Source organism: Roseburia sp. AF22-2LB (assembly GCF_003461125.1).
Taxonomy (GTDB): Bacteria; Bacillota; Clostridia; order Lachnospirales; family Lachnospiraceae; genus Roseburia_C; species Roseburia_C amylophila.
Map to the genome: position 1 here is coordinate 154,048 of NZ_QTWM01000001.1, position 17,654 is coordinate 171,701.

10 protein-coding genes are annotated in these 17,654 nt (G+C 40.0%); all 10 read left to right on the forward strand.

Features of this window, described 5'->3' with window-relative positions; translation table 11 throughout:
* Positions 1 to 2: 2 nt before the first annotated feature.
* The 10 genes from DWX96_RS00755 to DWX96_RS00800 all read left to right on the forward strand — a co-directional run bounded on the left by DWX96_RS00755 (position 3) and on the right by DWX96_RS00800 (position 17,610).
* Positions 3 to 1,976: a portal protein gene (locus DWX96_RS00755; RefSeq protein WP_197420787.1), complete on the forward strand. Its 1,974-nt coding sequence runs from the start codon at positions 3 to 5 to the stop codon at positions 1,974 to 1,976.
* A gap of 9 nt (positions 1,977 to 1,985) precedes the next feature.
* Positions 1,986 to 2,336 (forward strand): ribosomal-processing cysteine protease Prp, encoded by a 351-nt coding sequence (locus DWX96_RS00760; protein ID WP_117841391.1) that lies wholly within the window; start codon positions 1,986 to 1,988, stop codon positions 2,334 to 2,336.
* A gap of 48 nt (positions 2,337 to 2,384) precedes the next feature.
* Positions 2,385 to 3,287, forward strand: coding sequence for a hypothetical protein (locus DWX96_RS00765; protein ID WP_118056618.1), 903 nt, complete (start codon positions 2,385 to 2,387; stop codon positions 3,285 to 3,287).
* Positions 3,288 to 3,304: 17 nt separating this feature from the next.
* Positions 3,305 to 4,285, forward strand: a complete 981-nt coding sequence (locus tag DWX96_RS00770) for a N4-gp56 family major capsid protein (protein WP_118056617.1) — start codon at positions 3,305 to 3,307, stop codon at positions 4,283 to 4,285.
* Positions 4,286 to 4,296: 11 nt separating this feature from the next.
* Positions 4,297 to 4,617 (forward strand): hypothetical protein, encoded by a 321-nt coding sequence (locus DWX96_RS14455; RefSeq protein ID WP_242988676.1) that lies wholly within the window; start codon positions 4,297 to 4,299, stop codon positions 4,615 to 4,617.
* 69 nt (positions 4,618 to 4,686) lie between these two features.
* Positions 4,687 to 5,052, forward strand: coding sequence for a hypothetical protein (locus DWX96_RS00780; RefSeq protein ID WP_117841388.1), 366 nt, complete (start codon positions 4,687 to 4,689; stop codon positions 5,050 to 5,052).
* A gap of 11 nt (positions 5,053 to 5,063) precedes the next feature.
* A complete protein-coding gene (locus tag DWX96_RS00785) occupies positions 5,064 to 6,884 on the forward strand; it encodes a hypothetical protein (protein WP_118056616.1) in 1,821 nt (606 codons plus the stop codon).
* Positions 6,877 to 7,059 carry a hypothetical protein gene (locus tag DWX96_RS00790; protein ID WP_118056615.1) on the forward strand — a complete coding sequence of 61 codons (183 nt, stop codon included), beginning with the start codon at positions 6,877 to 6,879 and terminating at the stop codon, positions 7,057 to 7,059. Before DWX96_RS00785 ends, DWX96_RS00790 begins: the two co-directional genes overlap by 8 nt.
* Positions 7,046 to 8,203: a hypothetical protein gene (locus DWX96_RS00795; RefSeq protein WP_118056614.1), complete on the forward strand. Its 1,158-nt coding sequence runs from the start codon at positions 7,046 to 7,048 to the stop codon at positions 8,201 to 8,203. The genes DWX96_RS00790 and DWX96_RS00795 overlap by 14 nt, the downstream gene beginning before the upstream one ends.
* 11 nt (positions 8,204 to 8,214) lie before the next feature.
* The gene (locus DWX96_RS00800) at positions 8,215 to 17,610 is read left to right on the forward strand and encodes an ADP-ribosyltransferase-containing protein (protein ID WP_118082904.1); all 9,396 of its coding nucleotides are present in this window, start codon (positions 8,215 to 8,217) and stop codon (positions 17,608 to 17,610) included.
* Positions 17,611 to 17,654 lie beyond the last annotated feature (44 nt).

Below are 17,654 nucleotides of genomic sequence, written 5' to 3' on the forward strand. Positions count from 1 at the left end.
AGATGGCTTATAAAAAAGGAAAAATAACAGAAGTTGCACCGGTGCAACAGGAAAAAGAACAGCAGGACACATTAATTCAGACGGAATCAGAAGAAAAAGAGATGCAGGAAGAGCAGACGGTAGATGCTATCACGGATGATGATGTGAAAGAAGCAGCAGAAGTATTGAGAAAATATCATGCCGGAAAAAAGAACCTTGAAAATACAATTGTGGAAAACGAGGAATGGTGGAGGTTAAGGCATTGGGATTATGCAAGAAAAGAACAGGAAGAGGAAGCAGAAAAAAGAATAGAACCACGGTCTGCATGGCTTTTCAACGCACTTGCCAATAAGCATGCTGACATCATGGACAATTTTCCAGAAGCAAATGTGCTTCCACGAGAAAAGAATGATGAAAGAGCAGCCAAGGCTTTATCAGAAATCATACCGGTTATATTGGAACGAAATGAATTTGAAGAGACGTATTCAGCTTGCGGATGGTATAAATTAAAAAATGGAACGTGTGTAACAGGCGTATTCTGGGATGGTTCGAAAGACAATGGATTAGGCGACATATCAATTAAAAATGTCGACATTATGAATCTTTTCTGGGAACCAGGAGTAAAAGATATTCAGAGGTCAAAGAATGTATTCTATGTATCCATGGAAGACGTAGAGGACATAAAGGCTGCTTATCCAGATAAGGAGATAATGGCAGGTAGTGATATTAGTATTACGCAGTACATAAAGACGGATGCGGAAGATAATACAGAGAAGGTTGCAGTTGTGGACTGGTACTATCACAAAACCATTGTACTGGAAGACGATAATGGTTTGATTAAGAGAAAGAACGTGCTGCATTATTGCAAATTCTGCAATGGAAAAGTGCTCTATGCGACAGAAAACGATGATGAATTAAAATACACAGGGCTGTATGACCATGGTCTATATCCGTTTGTGTTTGATGTATTGTTTCCAATCGAAAGCAGTGTCTGTGGATTTGGTTATATTGATGTTATGAAAGACACCCAGGCATATATAGATAAGATGCAGCAGGGTATTCTTGAAAATGGATTGTCACTGGCAAAGCCAAGATGGGCGGTCAGAGACGATGTGGGGCTGAATGAAAATGATTTTTGCGATTTTTCAAAGTCACTTGTGCACTTTAGCGGAAACTTGGGAGAGGATGCTTTTCGACAGATCACATCGACACCAATGGCGGGCATTTATGAAACCATTTTGAATAATAAAATCGAAGAACTGAAGGATACTTCTGGAAATACAGCAGCGGCACAGGGACAGACCTCTAATGTTACTTCAGCAAGTGGAATTGCAAGTCTCCAGGAAGCATCCGGAAAATTATCGAGAGATGCAAACAGAGCGGATTATAGAGCATTTACAAAGATATGCTATCTGGTGATTGAGCTTATCAGACAATTTTATGATGAGCCAAGGGAATTCAGAATTACCGGAGAAACTGGACAAACAGATTATGTGACGTTTGATAATAGCGCATTAAAAGGACAACCAATGGATACAGGATTTGGACAGGCACAGTCAGAAAGAGTTCCAATTTTTGATGTAAAGGTTGTACCAGCAAAGCAGAGCGCATACACCAGGGAGACACAGAATCAGCTTGCATTACAATTCTACAACCTTGGATTTTTTAATCCGCAGAATGCAGAAATGACTATCGGATGTCTGGATATGATGGACTTTGACGGAAAAGACGAGGTGAAGCAGAGATTAAATAAATCCCAGACATATTACAACCTGTACTTACAGATGCAGCAGCAGGCTCTTGCGCTGGCACAGGCAGTAGATATGTCGAGTGGCGGAACAACGAATTATGCAGAAAGAATAGCGGGAAATGCACAGCTTGCAATGCAGCAGGCAGAAGAACCTATGGCACAGAGTCAGTCCGTACTGAATCGAAACAGCAATGGCTCATTAACAAGTCAGGCGGCACATGCGACTAGAAATTCTACGTCAGTATAGGAGAAAGATATGCTTAAAGTCAGAGTGAGAGAAGAAGAAAATCTGCTGGAAATAAAAATGGAAGGCCATGCTGACTATGCAGAAGCAGGAAAGGATATTGTGTGCTCGGCATGCAGTATCCTTTTATTTACGCTTCTTGAGGAATTGCAAAAGCAGCAGGCAACAGGAAAAGTAAAAATTACGGTCTTGGAAATGGAAGAATCCGGGAGATGCAGAATGGAAATAACGGACTGGGTCAAAGAGACAGAAGTAGTATTAGAAACAATTTTTAACGGCTATAAAATCATTGAAAAAAATTTCCCAAAAAATATTTCATTTGTGGCAAAAATTGGGAGTTGCAAAAAAAATAAATTGATATAGTGCAAGTGGTTTAAGAAAAAAACATGGCACTTCGGAAAGGACGAAAGTATGAGAAAAAAATATTTTAACTTGCAGTTTTTTGCGGAAGGTGGAGCAGGCGCAGCTTCAACTGGAGCAGAAGGAACAGCAGGACAGGCGGAAGGGCTCAACGCCGGAGCCACAGACGGTCGAACAGGTAACCAGGACGACGCTGGAACGTCGCAGGATGCGACAACACCGGAAGACACAGAAAAAGCCTTCGAGGAACTGATTAAGGGCGATTACAGAGACGCATATAGAAAGCGTACAGAAGGAATCGTTAAGGACAGATTGAAAAAATCGAATGAAACAATCAGTAACTTGCAGAAACAGTATGATGCAATGACTCCAATCATGGGAGAGCTTGCTATGCGTTATGGTCTTGAAGCGGATGATGTAGAAGGACTCGTAAGAGCAGTACAGCAGGACAATGCACTTCTGGAAGATGAAGCAGCAAGACATGGAATGTCCGTAGACCAGCTTCGGGAAGTAAACCGGGTAAAGTTGGAAAACAAGAAACTGACAGAAGCAATGGAACAGTTGGAGAAGAAAAAAGAAGGCGAGCAGATTTATGCACAGTGGACACAGCAGGCGGATGCATTAAGACAGAAGTACAACATGGACTTTAACCTTAATGAGGAACTTGCAAATCCAGACTTCACGGCAATTCTTAAAGTTGGTGGAAGCATTGAAGCTGCTTACATGGCCACACACCATGATGAGATTATGACATATGGAATGGCACAGGCGGCAGAAACAGCAAAAAACAATGTAGTAAAAAGCATCAATTCAAAGAGTGGAAGACCAATTGAAGGTGCAGCATCTTCCGGTTCACAAGGAACAGTGAAAGTAGATGTTAGAAAATTGACACCTGAACAGATGAGAGAATACGAGAAGAAAGTACTGGAAGGAGAACGCGTTTCTTTCTCGTAATTCAGAAAGGAATTTATATGAAAATCAGAAATATCTTGCAGTTTTTTGCAAATCCGAACACGCAGACAACTGGTACATCCAGTTTGTCGGCAGAAAATAAAACATTTTACGAAAAGGAATTGATTGAAGAAGCATCCCCAGAATTGGTGCATGACCAGTTTGGAGATGATTATCCGATTCCTAAAAACGGTGGTAAACAGATTGAGTTCAGAAAGTATGACTCTTTGAAACCGGCGAATACACCACTTACAGAAGGTGTGACACCGGATGGAAATAGCTTAAGTGTAAGTACAGTTACAAGTACAGTAAAACAATATGGAGATTACATCACAATTTCTGACGTGCTGGACCTTACAGCCATTGACAACAATGTTATACAGGCTTCAAAAATATTAGGTGCTCAGGCAGGTTTGACATTGGACAATGTTACAAGAGACGTTATGGCCGGTGGCACAAACGTATTAATTGTTGGAGACAGAGCAACAAGAGCCCAGTTAACAGCAGCAGACACACTGACACCGGAAATCTTCTTCCGTGCCGCATCTATGCTGGAAGCAATGAATGCTCCAAAAATTCAGAACTCTTATGTAGCTATCATTCATCCATACGCAGCCTATGACCTTATGCGCAGTGAGGAATGGATTGACACACATAAATATGCAGCATCAGAAGCAATTTTTAAAGGAGAAATCGGAAAGATTGCGAATGTACGTTTTGTATCTACTTCAAATGCAAAAATTTGGAAAGGCGTAGGATGCCCGACAGACCTTGCAGTATTTGGAACGTTAGTACTTGGAGGACATGCGTATGCAAAGACCGGTATTGATGGCGGAGCATTACAGATGATTATCAAGCCGGCAGGTGCTGGTGATGACCCATTGAACCAGCGCTCAACGGTTGGATGGAAAGCAATTAAAACGGCAGAACGTCTGATAGAACAGTATATGATTCGTATTGAATCAACATCAAAATTCAGCGGAAGCGTAGAGGCAAACTAGGAGGAAACTGTATGGGAACAAAAACAGAAGGAACGAAAGTAGCAGAAGAAACCAAGGCAACAGAAGAAACCAAGGCAACAGAAGAAATTCAGGTAAAAGATGCGGTAGAAGCTGATCCATGGAAAGAAGAAGTTAAGTTCATGGCACCATTGGATGGTGAAAAAGGAGACATTTTTGTAGCTTTAAATGGACATAATTACAGAATTAAAAGAGGGGAAGAGGTAACCATTCCGAAACCAATCTTTGAAGTTCTGAAGAACAGTACAGAAATGGACCAGCTTGCAATGAGAAGACAGCAGGAACTTATTGCAAAAGGAAAGGCTTTTAACTAATAAGAGATTCCATTAAAACGAGGAGAGGCACAGCATTGTTGTGCCTCTTTTTTAGAAGGAGAGACATGTATGAAGGTAAATGAAGCAATAACAAAGGTGGATGACCTGGAACCAAATACTTATGAGGATAACGAAAAGTTAGATTGGATCACTGAATTGGATAAAAGAATTGCTATTGAAATCCTGAACGTAAGAGAACGTGAAGAGGATGTAGTGGTAGAGCCTTATACAGAAGCTGATATGGATAAAGAACTTCTTGTGCCTGCCCCATATGACAATTTATATGTCCAGTGGCTTATGAGCCAGATTGATTATTATAACAATGAAATGGACAGATACGCAAATTCAGCAGCTATGTTTAATCAGAAATACCAGGATTTTGCTAATTACTGGTACCGGACACATAAAAGCTCTTTAAGGGCAACAATGTATTAGAGAGGTGACATATGAGATTACCTAAACTTCAAAGTACAAGGTCGGAAACCAAGGTACTGAGTGCATTTGGCGGCTACAATGCCAATGGAAGAATACAAGACGGGGAATTCTCGGATATGAAAAATATGACGGTGGATTATTATCCGATACTGTCTCCGAGAATACCGAGAGGAAAATTGCGGGACCTTACAGACTGTAAAGGCCTGTATGGCACGGATAAGCTGGTGTGGGTAACAGAGAATAAGCTGTACTATAACCAGTCAGAAGCGTGTGATTTAAAGGAATCATGCAAGGATAAGGAAAGAACATTTGTAAGAATGGGAGCATATTTGTGTGTCTTCCCGGATAAGGTTATGTACAACGTATATGACCAAACATTAACCGATATGGAAAATAAGGTAACCACCACAACAAAGCCATCCTTTACGCTTTGCAAAATGGACGGAACGGTATTTCCTGAAAAGAAAACATATACCGGTGATACAGAACCGGATAAAACGCAATATGAATACTGGATAGATACTTCTGAAAATACAGTTGTAATGAAAATATGGAGTGAAAATTCTGCAGCATGGGTATCCGTAGGAACAACCTATGTAAAGATACAGTCACCAGGTATCGGGAAAGGTTTTAAAGTATATGATGCTGCTACATTCAGTGGAGTAGATAAAAGGGCAGAGATTTATAACAATTATGATTTTAACACATCCAATATTCTGTATGGTTGTGGAGATGATTATGTAATTGTGATGGGTCTGATTAATAAAGTATTTACGAACAGTGAGAATATAACCATCTCAAGGACAGTCCCGGATATGGATTTTGTAACTGAGATGGATAACCGGTTGTGGGGGTGTTCTTCTACAAATCATGAAATATATGCTTGCAAGCTAGGAGACCCAAAGAACTGGAGATGTTATATGGGCCTGTCCTCTGACAGCTACGCAGTAACGGTGGGTTCGGAAGGGGATTTTACCGGTGCAATATCTTATTCCGGTAGTGTACTTTTTTTTAAAGAGGGTGGCATGCACAGATTATTTGGTGATAAACCGAGTAATTATGAACTTTCATGGAAACCTATGCGTGGCGTTCAGTTGGGTTCGGAAAAGAGCCTGATTGTATTAAATGAGGTTTTATATTATAAAAGCCGGGATGGTATATGCGCATATAACGGAAGTATGCCAAGTAAGATATCTGGAAATCTTGGAACAGAGATGTACTATGATGCAGTTGCCGGAGGATACCGTGATAAATATTATGTCTGCATGAGAGATGAATTTAGTAATTACTGTACTTATGTGTATGACATTACAAAGGGAATGTGGACAAAGGAAGATGAAGGTATTAAGAAAGCCTTTGCATATTCAGATGGCGGACTGTATTTCTTAGATAAGAATAACTCTATCTGGGTAATTAATTACGAACAAATATTTATGCCAATAGCTCCGATGGATGATCGGTTTGGAGAACAGTATATGTATCCGGGAGAGTGGTATCCTGGAGCAATTCCAGTTGGAGAGGAAGAAGAAAAACAGGAATGGTATGCAGTGACAGGAGATATGGGTCTTGACTCTATTTATAACAAATATATCAGAGAGCTGGTTATCCGGCTTGAGATAGAAGCAGATGCATATTTCAAGATAGAGATAATGTATGATTCGGAAAACTGGCAAAAGGTAATGGAATATACAGGAACAAAAAAACGGTCATACCAGGTGCCGGTTCGAATAAAACGATGCGACCATTTTAAACTAAGATTATCCGGAAAAGGCGCAGTTAAAGTATATTCAATAGCACAAATGATACAGGAAGGAAGTGCAGTAAGTGGCTAAATTTGATTATCCAAATGTAGATATGGAGAACATGTCAAATGAACAGAATATAGAGAGCTTAAAGAGCTTTCTATACAATCTTTCTGATACACTGAATTATTCATTAAATCAGGTAGATGCAAGGATATCGGCACTAGAAGAATCAACAGGAGGTAAGGACAATGGGGAATCATAAAAACTGGGAGAAAGTAATATCTGACGGGACACGAACAGCACAGACGAATCTTGATAACCATCTGAACAATAAAGTTGGAGATTATCAGGAGTCGCAGAGAGTGCAGGATGCTTATAAAAACTATACAGACACTCAGAATGCAAAGCCTGGGGCTTATAACAGCAGGTATCAGGGGGCAATTGATACAATTTTAAATAGAATACAGAATAAAAAGCCATTTTCATACGATTTCAATGCAGACCCATTATACCAACAGTATAAGGAGCAGTATGCTAATCTGGGGAAACAGGCAATGCTTGATACAACATCACAGGCAGCAGCATTATCCGGAGGATATGGCAATAGTTATGGAGCAACAGCAGGCTCTCAGGCATACCAGGCATATCTTGGAAAGCTGAATGATATTATTCCGGATCTTTATGGACAGGCATTAGATAAATACAATACAGACCTCACCAATATGTATAATGAGTATTCCGCATTGGGACAGGCAGAGGATAGAGCATATGGACAGTATCAGGATAAATACCAGAATTGGCAGAATGATACCAGTAATGCATTGAATGCATATAACATTCTTCATGGAAATGATTTTGACGAATATCAGCAGAAAGTAAGTAGTTGGCAGAATGACAGAGATTATCTGTTTAATGCACTTCAGAATTCACAGACTAACGATAAGTATTTGAATGATTACAACTATCAGGTAGACAGAGATAATGTTGCAGATGACCAGTGGCAGCAACAGTTTGAATATCAGAGGCAGAGAGATCAAATCGCAGATGACCAGTGGGCGCAGGAATTCGCATTGTCGCAGGCAAGAGCAGCAAGAAGCGGTTCATCTGGACGTAGCTCAAGCAGGAGTTCTTCTGGTTCATCATCCGGTGGAACACGGCCGGCAACGAGCGGAACAATCAGCAACAGCTACTATAATGAGCTAAAAAATAAAGCTGCATCACAGGGAAGCTCATATGCAGACAGCTTGTATAAGGCAGGAATTATTGACGAGGGAATATGGAATAAACTATATGACGACCTTGGCTTTGATGCACCAACAGCTAGAAGCGCAACAAGTACATTAGCAGGGGGAAGTTCTGCACCTAGCTTGAGTGGATTTCTTAACAACAAAAAGAAGAAAAAGTAGGGGGTAACAATATGGCAGACAGATTATCTTTGGAAGAATTAAAGAAAAAAAGGCAGGAAGGAACACATGAAAATACAGAAAGAAAACTGAATACACGGAGCGCTGCAATAACAAGAGAATCGGGCGGAGAGAGAAAGAGCCTGGAAGAACTTAGACAGGCAAGAATGAATAGAAATGCTTCGCCGGATGTTTCAGTTTTTCACAACAGCATGAGCAGATACCAGCAGGAAAAACCTGCTGGATTTGACTATGCACTGGAAAAGGTACGGAACACGGCAAATACGACCGCAAGAGCAATGTCAAAAAATGGAAGAGCATTACAGGGAGCTTTGGATATTGCAAAAAGAAACCGGGAAACAAAGAAAAAATTAGATAGCTTCAAACCGGTATATGATAGCAGCAATGAAGATAAAACAATGACAGGAAGAAGCAGAGCAAAACTTACACCGACAGAGTACCGAAATGAAAGCACTGGAGAGACAATGACGGTGGAAGATTATAATAATGCAAAAAGCACACTGAATTCAAATCAAAAAGGAAAGCACGGAAACGCAGTAAGCAGTTTTAAAGGTGCAAGAAAACGTGCGATTGAAGAAGCGTTAAAGCAGCAGGAGAATACAGCATGGATGCCGGAAAAAGAACCGGAAACTGCAAAGGAATATGCAGACTACATAGATAAATATTATCAGAGCTTATCTGACCCGGAGCTTGCAAGTCTTTCTGATGAAGAATTATCAGCAAAAATTACAAGTGCGAAGGATGAAAAAGAAGGAAATAAAGATAAGCTTAAGAATTATGAACCGGTATACGGTAGTTTTGATAGTCCAGTGCTGGCAAGAAACATTACCAAGGATACAAAGCTCGCAGGATACAGAAATAGATTAACCGGGGAAACCATGTCTGTAGAAGAGCATGATGCACTGGAAGACTATGCAACGATTGACGATAAGTATGAAAATGAGCAGAGCTTAAGAAAAAGTCAGAAGGTAATTAAGAGATGGGCAGAGGATTATGCAAAACTTACTCCGGAACAGGAGCAGGCTGTCATGCAGATGTATATTACAGACCATGACGAGGAGGAAGCAACAGAGCAGGAACAGGCTATAAGAGATACGATTGGAAACAGAGACCCATTCGAATTAGAAAAGGCATATAACAGCGCAAAAGAAAACCTGGAAAGTCAGGGAATCAACGCTGATGATATGGAAGAATACTATTCCTGGATTCATAATCGCCAGATTGATACAAAGAAACGAAAGGAATTGGAAGAGGAAACAAAGCAGGAAGGATTAAAAGGATTTCTTATTAATGTAAAGGAGTCCGCTATATCGGTAGGAGATTCACTACTTACAGTAGCAGATCTTGCAGACCAGTTAGGTCATTCTGCAAAGAACTATTTCGGAGGAGATGAAGCCTATACACCTTATGACCCGTATTCCGCTCGATTCACACAGTCGAGAAACCGAAGAAGAGAAGCAGTATCAAATGACATTAATTCCACCATAGGAAAGTTTACATATGATGTTGGAATGAGTATGGCAGATTCGGCCGCGGCCATGGCAACAGGAAGTGAACCGGTTTCTCTTGGAATCATGGCGGCAAGTGCCGGCTCCCAGGCATATGTGGATGCGTCTGAGCGTGGTGTAGACACGAATAAAGCCGCTGCTATTGGAATTGCCAATGCAGCAGCAGAGGCAGGATTTGAAAAGTTGAGCTTAGACCATTTATATGGCATGGCGGAGAATCCAACTAAAACTACATTTAAGAAAAAGATATTGGATTGGGCTGCTCAGTCTGGAATTGAGGGCAGTGAGGAAGTATTTACCGATTTTGCAGATGAAGCAGCAGACCGCATGATTAATGGCGGATTATCTGAATATAGCACAAATGTAAAGGAATATATGAAAAATGGAATGTCAGAAGATGAAGCAAAAGCAGCGGCTAATGAGCAGTTTTGGAACCAGGTAGGGCAGGACTTTGTAGCCGGTGCTATTTCCGGTGCAGTATTTGGTGGAGTAGCAAATACCGTAAATTCCGTGCAGTATCATAAAATGGGAAAGACAATTAACCAGGATAATACAATGAGAGACACTATCCTGGAAACAGCAGAAAAGATGCCGGAGAATTCTACTGCAAAGCAGATTGCGGATACAGTAAAAACGGATAATATTACTGATTCGCAAATGAGCCAGATTATAGAGTCCATGGCAAAAAGTGAAGACGTAAATCTGGACAAGGTTATAACAGAGGGATTTGTCAGAAAAGGAGCTGAACAGGAACAGGCACAGCAGCAGGCGCAGGAGCTGATGAATAATACTGCAGATACCAGTGCTGCAAGGGAAGATAATGCAATTGAGAACACCACGGGCAACATGACAGGCAGAGTAAAAAATGCGGAAGGAATAGTGATAGAAAATGAGAAAGTTGCACCGGTGCAACCGTATAGCAGAAATCAGACAGGGGTAACTGCAGCAGTAAATAGAAATACAGGAAAACAGGATATCGTTGTAGAGATTGCAGAGAGCACACCGGAGAAAACCATGGTAAAACTGTCAGATGGAAGAGTTGTAGATTATAAGACAGTGGAGATAGGTAATCCAACCATGCGAAATCTGTATAATTTTGCGGCAACATTTGATGATACAAAAGCGGCCAATGCAGTCATTGAGAATTACAACGGGGAAAGTATGCCTACTTACCTGGAATCAACCGCAGTATTTTACAATGCTGGAAAACTTGGAAAAACTTCATATGAGAGTATTATGAATAATCCGGTAAATGCAAGAATTGTAAGTGAAATGTCACCATCAACCTTGCTGGAAATGTATTATCTCGGAGAAAACAGCAGAAGTCCGTTATCACAGAATTCCAATGTGCAGCAGGCCGTGAAGATGGGAACTGGATCCGTAATCGATAACAGACTGGATAAATCTGACAATCGCATGAAATCGGTTGTGGAAATGGTAGCAAAGAAAACCGGGCTTGACATTGAATTGAATGATGAACTGGAGCATGGAGAAAATGGTAACTTCCAGAAAGCATTGTCAAGAATAGCGTTAGCAAAGACCACAGGAAAGGGAAATACTACTAATGAATACACAACACTTGTGCATGAATTGGGTGAATTCTCCGAGGCATATAATCATGAAGGTATGCAGAAAGTAGTAGATACGGTATTGAATTATGTTACAACGAAAGAAGGAGCTGCTTACCTTACAAATGCTATTGAACAGTACCATAAGGCATATAAGACAGTAGAAAAAGGAAAGACCTATGAAGATTCTGCAAATGAGTATGTATTTGACTATGTAGCAGGACTGTTTGCTGACCAAAAGGGAGTAGAAGCATTTTCCAAGTATATGTCAGAGAACATGACAGAGAGCCAGCATAAGAGCATTCTCAAGACGATTGCTGACTTCTTCAAGGGAGTTTACGACAAAATCACATCATACCTGAATGATCATGTATTATCCAGCACAGCAAAGAAAGCACTGAGAGCGGATGCGGAAGAAGCACAAAGGATAAGAGATATGTTTTTGGGTGAATTGACAAAGGCGCAGGAAAATTATAAGCGGGAAAATGTAACGGCAGAGAAGGGAGAAACAGAGACAATAGACATTAGCTCGAAAAAAACGGTTTCTAAAGATGACAAGAAGAATCCTTTTAAAACATATTCTTTAAACATTGAAGAGAGATTAAGCGGAGATGAATTGCTAAATGCTCTCGATATGATAGAGGAAATAAAAAGAGCAGGCGGGGAAGTAGATGAGTATGGAAATGTAAGATTGTATCATGCAACAAGCGAAAAAGCGGCAAAGAAAATTAGAGAAGAAAAGATAATGGTTGCAAAGGAAGACGGCATCTTCTTTTCAACTAAGAAAGATGGTCAGATTGTAGGGTATGGAAAGGAAATATTGGAATTTACTATACCGGTCGAGAAGCTTGTGCTGGATGATGATTTTGGGGATGAATTGCACTTTAGACTTCCGCTTGAAAAAAGTTGGGAATACGACGTATCGGATTCACTTGTGATAGATGGTATACAGCGGATGAAGACAACTGAGAGTGGAATCAGATACTCAATAACAATTGGACCAGATGGAATAGAAAGATATGCGCTAAGTAATGAAACGAAAAAACTGACTTTTAAAGAACGTAAAAAAAGAATGCTGAATATCATGAGAGAACAATATGCAGGTCGTGCAGCAAAGTTTGTAAAAAATGGACATGTATATTATGCACTTTATGATGAAAGCGGAATTAGAAAGGGGATATATGGAGATAAAAAATCTAGCAGGAAAGGATTAAGAGCTAAAATCAGCATAGGCGCAGAAGGAGAGTATATTGAGCTTGCAGAAAATAGTATTTATACAGGAAGTAAAACAGAGCTAGGGAAAACAAACAGATTCCATAGAAATGCAAAAACATGGGATTATTATATCAAAACAATTGAATTTGAGGGAGACTACTTCGATGTGCTAATAAATGTAAAAGATACTGGAAATGAACATTATGTATATGATGTAACATTAAAAGAAGCAGTTTCACGATCAAACTCCCGAGGGTTTTACAACGATAATGAAACTGCTTCTAAAAGTAGTATATCACAGAATCAGAAAAATGCAACAACTTTTTCACTTGATGTAGATTCCGAAGGAAGAAAATTATCAGAAGAGCAGAAAAAATATTTTGAAAATTCGACTGTAAGGGATGACAATGGAAATCTTCTTCCTATGTATCATGGTACACCAAATGGAGATTTTACGGTTTTTAAAAACGATATACAGTTTTTTACTCCAAATAGATGGTATGCAGATTTTTACCAGGAGCCAAGTGCGAGTTCAAGAAAAGCGGGAAAGACAGTTACAAATAAAAAAACATATGAAGTATATTTAAATATCACGAAACCTTTTGATATAAGAAATCCGGAAACGAAGGAAATATTTATTAATGATTATGTAAAAGGAGGATATGCATTAGGAATCAATCCATATGAAGAATATAAGGATACTACAAATAGTGGACTCCCATCGTGGGAAGAAGCAGATAATATATATGAGTTCCTTGAGGATAATGATTTGCTGGATGAATATGACGGCATTATTGTGGATGAAGGTGGATTTCCGGGAGAAGATGGAAAGATAGTGCAAAGGGGAATAAGCTATGTCACGTTTAGTCAGAACCAAATTAAAAACGTAGATAATAAAAAGCCAACAGCAGACCCGGACATCAGACATTCAGTGGACATTGATGAAGACCTCATGGCAATACTGGAAGAGGAGTATTCCGATACAGAAAAAGAAATGGGTTCTATTATTGAGGATGGCTTTAAAGCACTTGAAAATGTGAGCATTGACGATAAGACAATGCGTAAGATAGCATCCGAGGTAAAGCAGGAATACAAGAGTACCTATAATGCCAAAGAACTGGCTGATAATCTGACTAAGGTATTTGCGTATTTAAAAGATACAAAGAATGTTTCGTATGAGGATATGGTAAGAATCGTACAGGAAATTGCTATGCCGGTTATCGAAGAAAGTACAGATGTGGATAGTGTGGAAGCAGATGTGTATAACTCTTTCCGTAAAACATTGAAAGGGCAGAAAATCAGATTGAATGAAGCCCAGAAGAAAGAAGTAGCACATTATTATGACAGCTATGATAAATTCCGGAAGATGAATTTCGGAAACATTACTTTCTCAGAAGATGGTATGTATCTGGATTCCTTATGGGATGAGCTGTGCCAGAGCTCTAATTACATATTGGATATGGATACTGCAGTAAATGATCAGCCAATAGCATTGATTGATGCTATGAATGAGATGAAACCGGCAAGGCATAATATCTTTGGAATGAATAAGCAGCAGGCAGCATATGACCTTGCATTAGACATTTACCGGAGATTCTTTGTAGAGCAGAGCACGGATGCAGCAAATAAAAAGGTGCTGGCGGAAACCCAGAAGCTGATTGCAAAGCAGCAGGAATACAGAAAGAATCTGAATGCAGAATACCGTGAAAGATTCGAAAAACTGAAAGAGCAGGAAAAGACCAGACGAGACAGCCTGAAACAGAAGTATGAGAGGGAACTGGATGAACAGAGAAGAGAACTCAGCTCGGCTATGGCCTATCGTGATGCAAAGGCAGAAACGGAAATCAGAAAGAAAATAAAGTCATACGAAGCAAAGCTGGCAAAGGTGAAACAGCAGAGCAACGACAAGTATATGAAGCTGAAAGCGGAGCAGTCAGAGAACCGTACGGCAAAGAGAAATATCGAGGAGCGGAGAAGATACCGGGAACGTATCAGAAAGAATGCTCAAGGGATTGTAACTGCATTTAATCAGAATACAGATAAGAATCATGTGCCGGATGCATTAAAGAAAATGGTTGCTGATTTCATAGATGCGATAGACTTCACGACAGACCGGACAAATCCAAATAGTGTTGATTCACTGAAATGGTACAATGCTTTAAGCCAGATGCAGCTTAAGTTATCAAGCGAGAGAGAAGCCATTGCCGGAGATTATGAGGATATTTATAATGCTCTTATGGATGGTAATTCAGGAGACCGGAAGACAAGCTCACTGCTGGATGATATTTCAGATTTCCTGAACAATAATGAGGGTGTACGAATTTCGGACATGGATATTAATGGTCTGAGATATCTGGACAGACTGGTATCCGGATTGAAGAGAGCCATCACCAGTGTAAACCAGTTATATGTAAATGAACGTGCACAGAACGTGGAAGAACTTGGAGACAACACAATTGAAGAGCTGAAAACCAAGAAGGATAAGAAAGTATGGAATAATGATACATTAAGGGGAAAGGCAATTAACAAAGCAGAAAATATGCTGGATGCCAATATGCTGGACCCAAGGTCATACTTCTACAGAATGGGAGATTCTGCACTTAGTATCTATAAAGGATTGCGTAAGGGACTGAATACCAGAACGGAAAAGATTGCGGAAGCACAGGATTATATGCAGTCTCAGTTTGGAAAGATTGCTGAGGAATGTGGACTTACCGAAAAACAGTTAAAGTCTGAAATGAAGAAGTGGACCGGAAGGGATGCGGAAGTTCATGAGTTTGATTTTGGCAATAAAAAGTTGCGGATGACAACAGCACAGATGATGGGGCTGTATGAACTTAAGAACAGAGAGCAGGCGAAAGAACATATCAAGTATGGAGGAGTGATAACAACAACCAAAGCTGGAACAAAGGTATATCGGAATTCTGATGGAATCCGGCTTACTGAATATGAGGTAGGAAAGATATGTGAGGAGCTTACTCCGGAGCAGAAGAAAGTGGCGGATTCTATGCAGCAGTTTATGCAGAATAGATGCTCTGCATGGGGTAATGCTACCACAATGCAGATGTATGGATACAGAAGATTCGGTGGACAGCATTATTATCCTATTAAGACATCCGGAAATACTGTAGATACAAAGGATCAGACTTCATACTGGGGAGTAAAAAATCAGGGATTCACTAAGAAGACTATGAAAAATGCGAGAAATGCTATCGTGGTGGATGATATCTTTGATGTATTTACGAAGCATGTAACAGATATGGCAAGTTACGGAAGCTATACAGCGGCACTGTCAGATGCTATGAAGTGGTTTAATTACAGACAAAAAGCAGGACTGGATGAACATATGTCAGAGGATGAAATGCTGGATATTCTGAATTCCAAGACATCCGTTAAGGCACAGATAGAAAGGGCTTATGGAAAAGAATACCAGGAATACTTTAAAAAACTGGTGCAGGATATTAATGCAGAAGGAACAGGGGATGTCCAGGTCAAGTTTGTGGATGAATTGGTTGGAAATATGAAGGCTGCATCTGTAGCAGCAAATATCAGGGTAGCAATACAGCAGCCAACAGCTTATTTCCGTACAATGGCAGTGATGGATTCCAAGTATCTTTTAAAAGCATTGACCATGAAACCTGCAGTGCATGAGGTACAGGAAAAAGCACCTATTGCAAAGTGGAAGTCCTGGGGATATTTTGAAACATCAATTGGTCAGTCTATGAAAGAGGTTATTACGGACCAGCATACCTTTAAAGAGGGATTGCAGGAAAAATCCATGATTCTTGCTCAACAGGCAGATGATATTACATGGGGTGTACTGTGGAATGCAGTAAAACAGGAGACAAAGGCACTGCATCCGGATATAGACGTAAATTCCAAAGAGTTTACAGATTTATGTGTAGACAGATACGATGAACTAATCGACCAGACACAGGTAGTAGACTCTGTATTGCACCGGTCACAGATTATGCGAAGCAACAATGGCTTACATAAAATGGCAACGTCGTTCATGGCAGAGCCTACGAAGTCTTACAATATGCTGGCAAATGCATTGAGGGATTGGTATGAGATGCCGGGTAAATGGAATGCCGGAAGTAAAAGATTCTTTAAACAGACATTGAAAGCATATATTATTACAAATGTTGTGAATGCAGCAGCACAGTCCTTTATGGATGCATTCAGAGATAAGAAGGATGATGACACAACATACTGGGAGAGATGGCTTGAGGATTACAAGGATAATGTAAAAGATAACCTGAATCCGATTCAGCTGATACCGTATCTTAAGGATATCCTTTCTATAGTACAGGGATATGATGTAAACAGACTGGATATGCAGGGGTTGTCAAAACTGTTTGCCGGAGTAAAGAATATGCAGAAATATGCGACAGATGCAGATTACAGAGAAAACCATACCTGGTTAGAAGCGGCTGAGTCATTAATGAGCGGAATTTCTTCTGTAACGGGTATTCCAATTTACAATGTGGAAAGAGATTTCAAAGCAATCTATAATACTACAACTGGAAAATATCTGGGAGGAATCAAGAGAAATAATAGCAGACAGTATGAGAGAATGCTGGATGCATACCTTTCCGAAGATAATGCAGCATATAAAGAGATAGAAGGAGAACTGAAAGAAAAGGGACTGGAGAAAAAGGAGATTACATCCAAGGTGAAAAAAGAGATGAAGGATGGTTATCTTGCTGGAGATATATCAGAGAAAGAAGCCAAGAAGTTCCTTAGAGAGAAAGCTGGACAGAGTGATGAGGAGATATGGTGCACCCTGGAAGAATGGAACTACGGTGAAACATATCAGAGGCTATATGATGCAATTGACAATTCTATAAACAAGGGAGCAGACAGAGAGGCTATCTTTGACTACATAAGTGAAGCAAAAAGTAAAGGCGGGAAAGAAAATAAAGATATCAGTGGAGTTGTAACAAGAGAATATAAAAAGAAATACCTTAAGGCAAAGGAAAAAGGTAAATATGCTGATATGAAGAACCTGCTTATCTCAATCTATATGCACCTTGGATATACGAATGCAGAAGCAAATAAAAAAATCGAAGAATGGTCAAAAAAGAAGACGAAATAGGGGAGAAATCCCCTATTTCTTTTTTATATAATGAGGGCGAAGGA

Excerpts from the sequence above, each read along its gene's own strand:
- DWX96_RS00795 (WP_118056614.1), top strand. The coding sequence starts at position 7,046 with ATGGGGAATCATAAAAACTGGGAGAAAGTAATATCTGACGGGACACGA.
- DWX96_RS00785 (WP_118056616.1), top strand. The coding sequence starts at position 5,064 with ATGAGATTACCTAAACTTCAAAGTACAAGGTCGGAAACCAAGGTACTG.
- DWX96_RS00780 (WP_117841388.1), top strand. The coding sequence starts at position 4,687 with ATGAAGGTAAATGAAGCAATAACAAAGGTGGATGACCTGGAACCAAAT.
- DWX96_RS00765 (WP_118056618.1), top strand. The coding sequence starts at position 2,385 with ATGAGAAAAAAATATTTTAACTTGCAGTTTTTTGCGGAAGGTGGAGCA.
- DWX96_RS00800 (WP_118082904.1), top strand. The coding sequence starts at position 8,215 with ATGGCAGACAGATTATCTTTGGAAGAATTAAAGAAAAAAAGGCAGGAA.
- DWX96_RS00755 (WP_197420787.1), top strand. The coding sequence starts at position 3 with ATGGCTTATAAAAAAGGAAAAATAACAGAAGTTGCACCGGTGCAACAG.
- DWX96_RS14455 (WP_242988676.1), top strand. The coding sequence starts at position 4,297 with ATGGGAACAAAAACAGAAGGAACGAAAGTAGCAGAAGAAACCAAGGCA.
- DWX96_RS00760 (WP_117841391.1), top strand. The coding sequence starts at position 1,986 with ATGCTTAAAGTCAGAGTGAGAGAAGAAGAAAATCTGCTGGAAATAAAA.
- DWX96_RS00770 (WP_118056617.1), top strand. The coding sequence starts at position 3,305 with ATGAAAATCAGAAATATCTTGCAGTTTTTTGCAAATCCGAACACGCAG.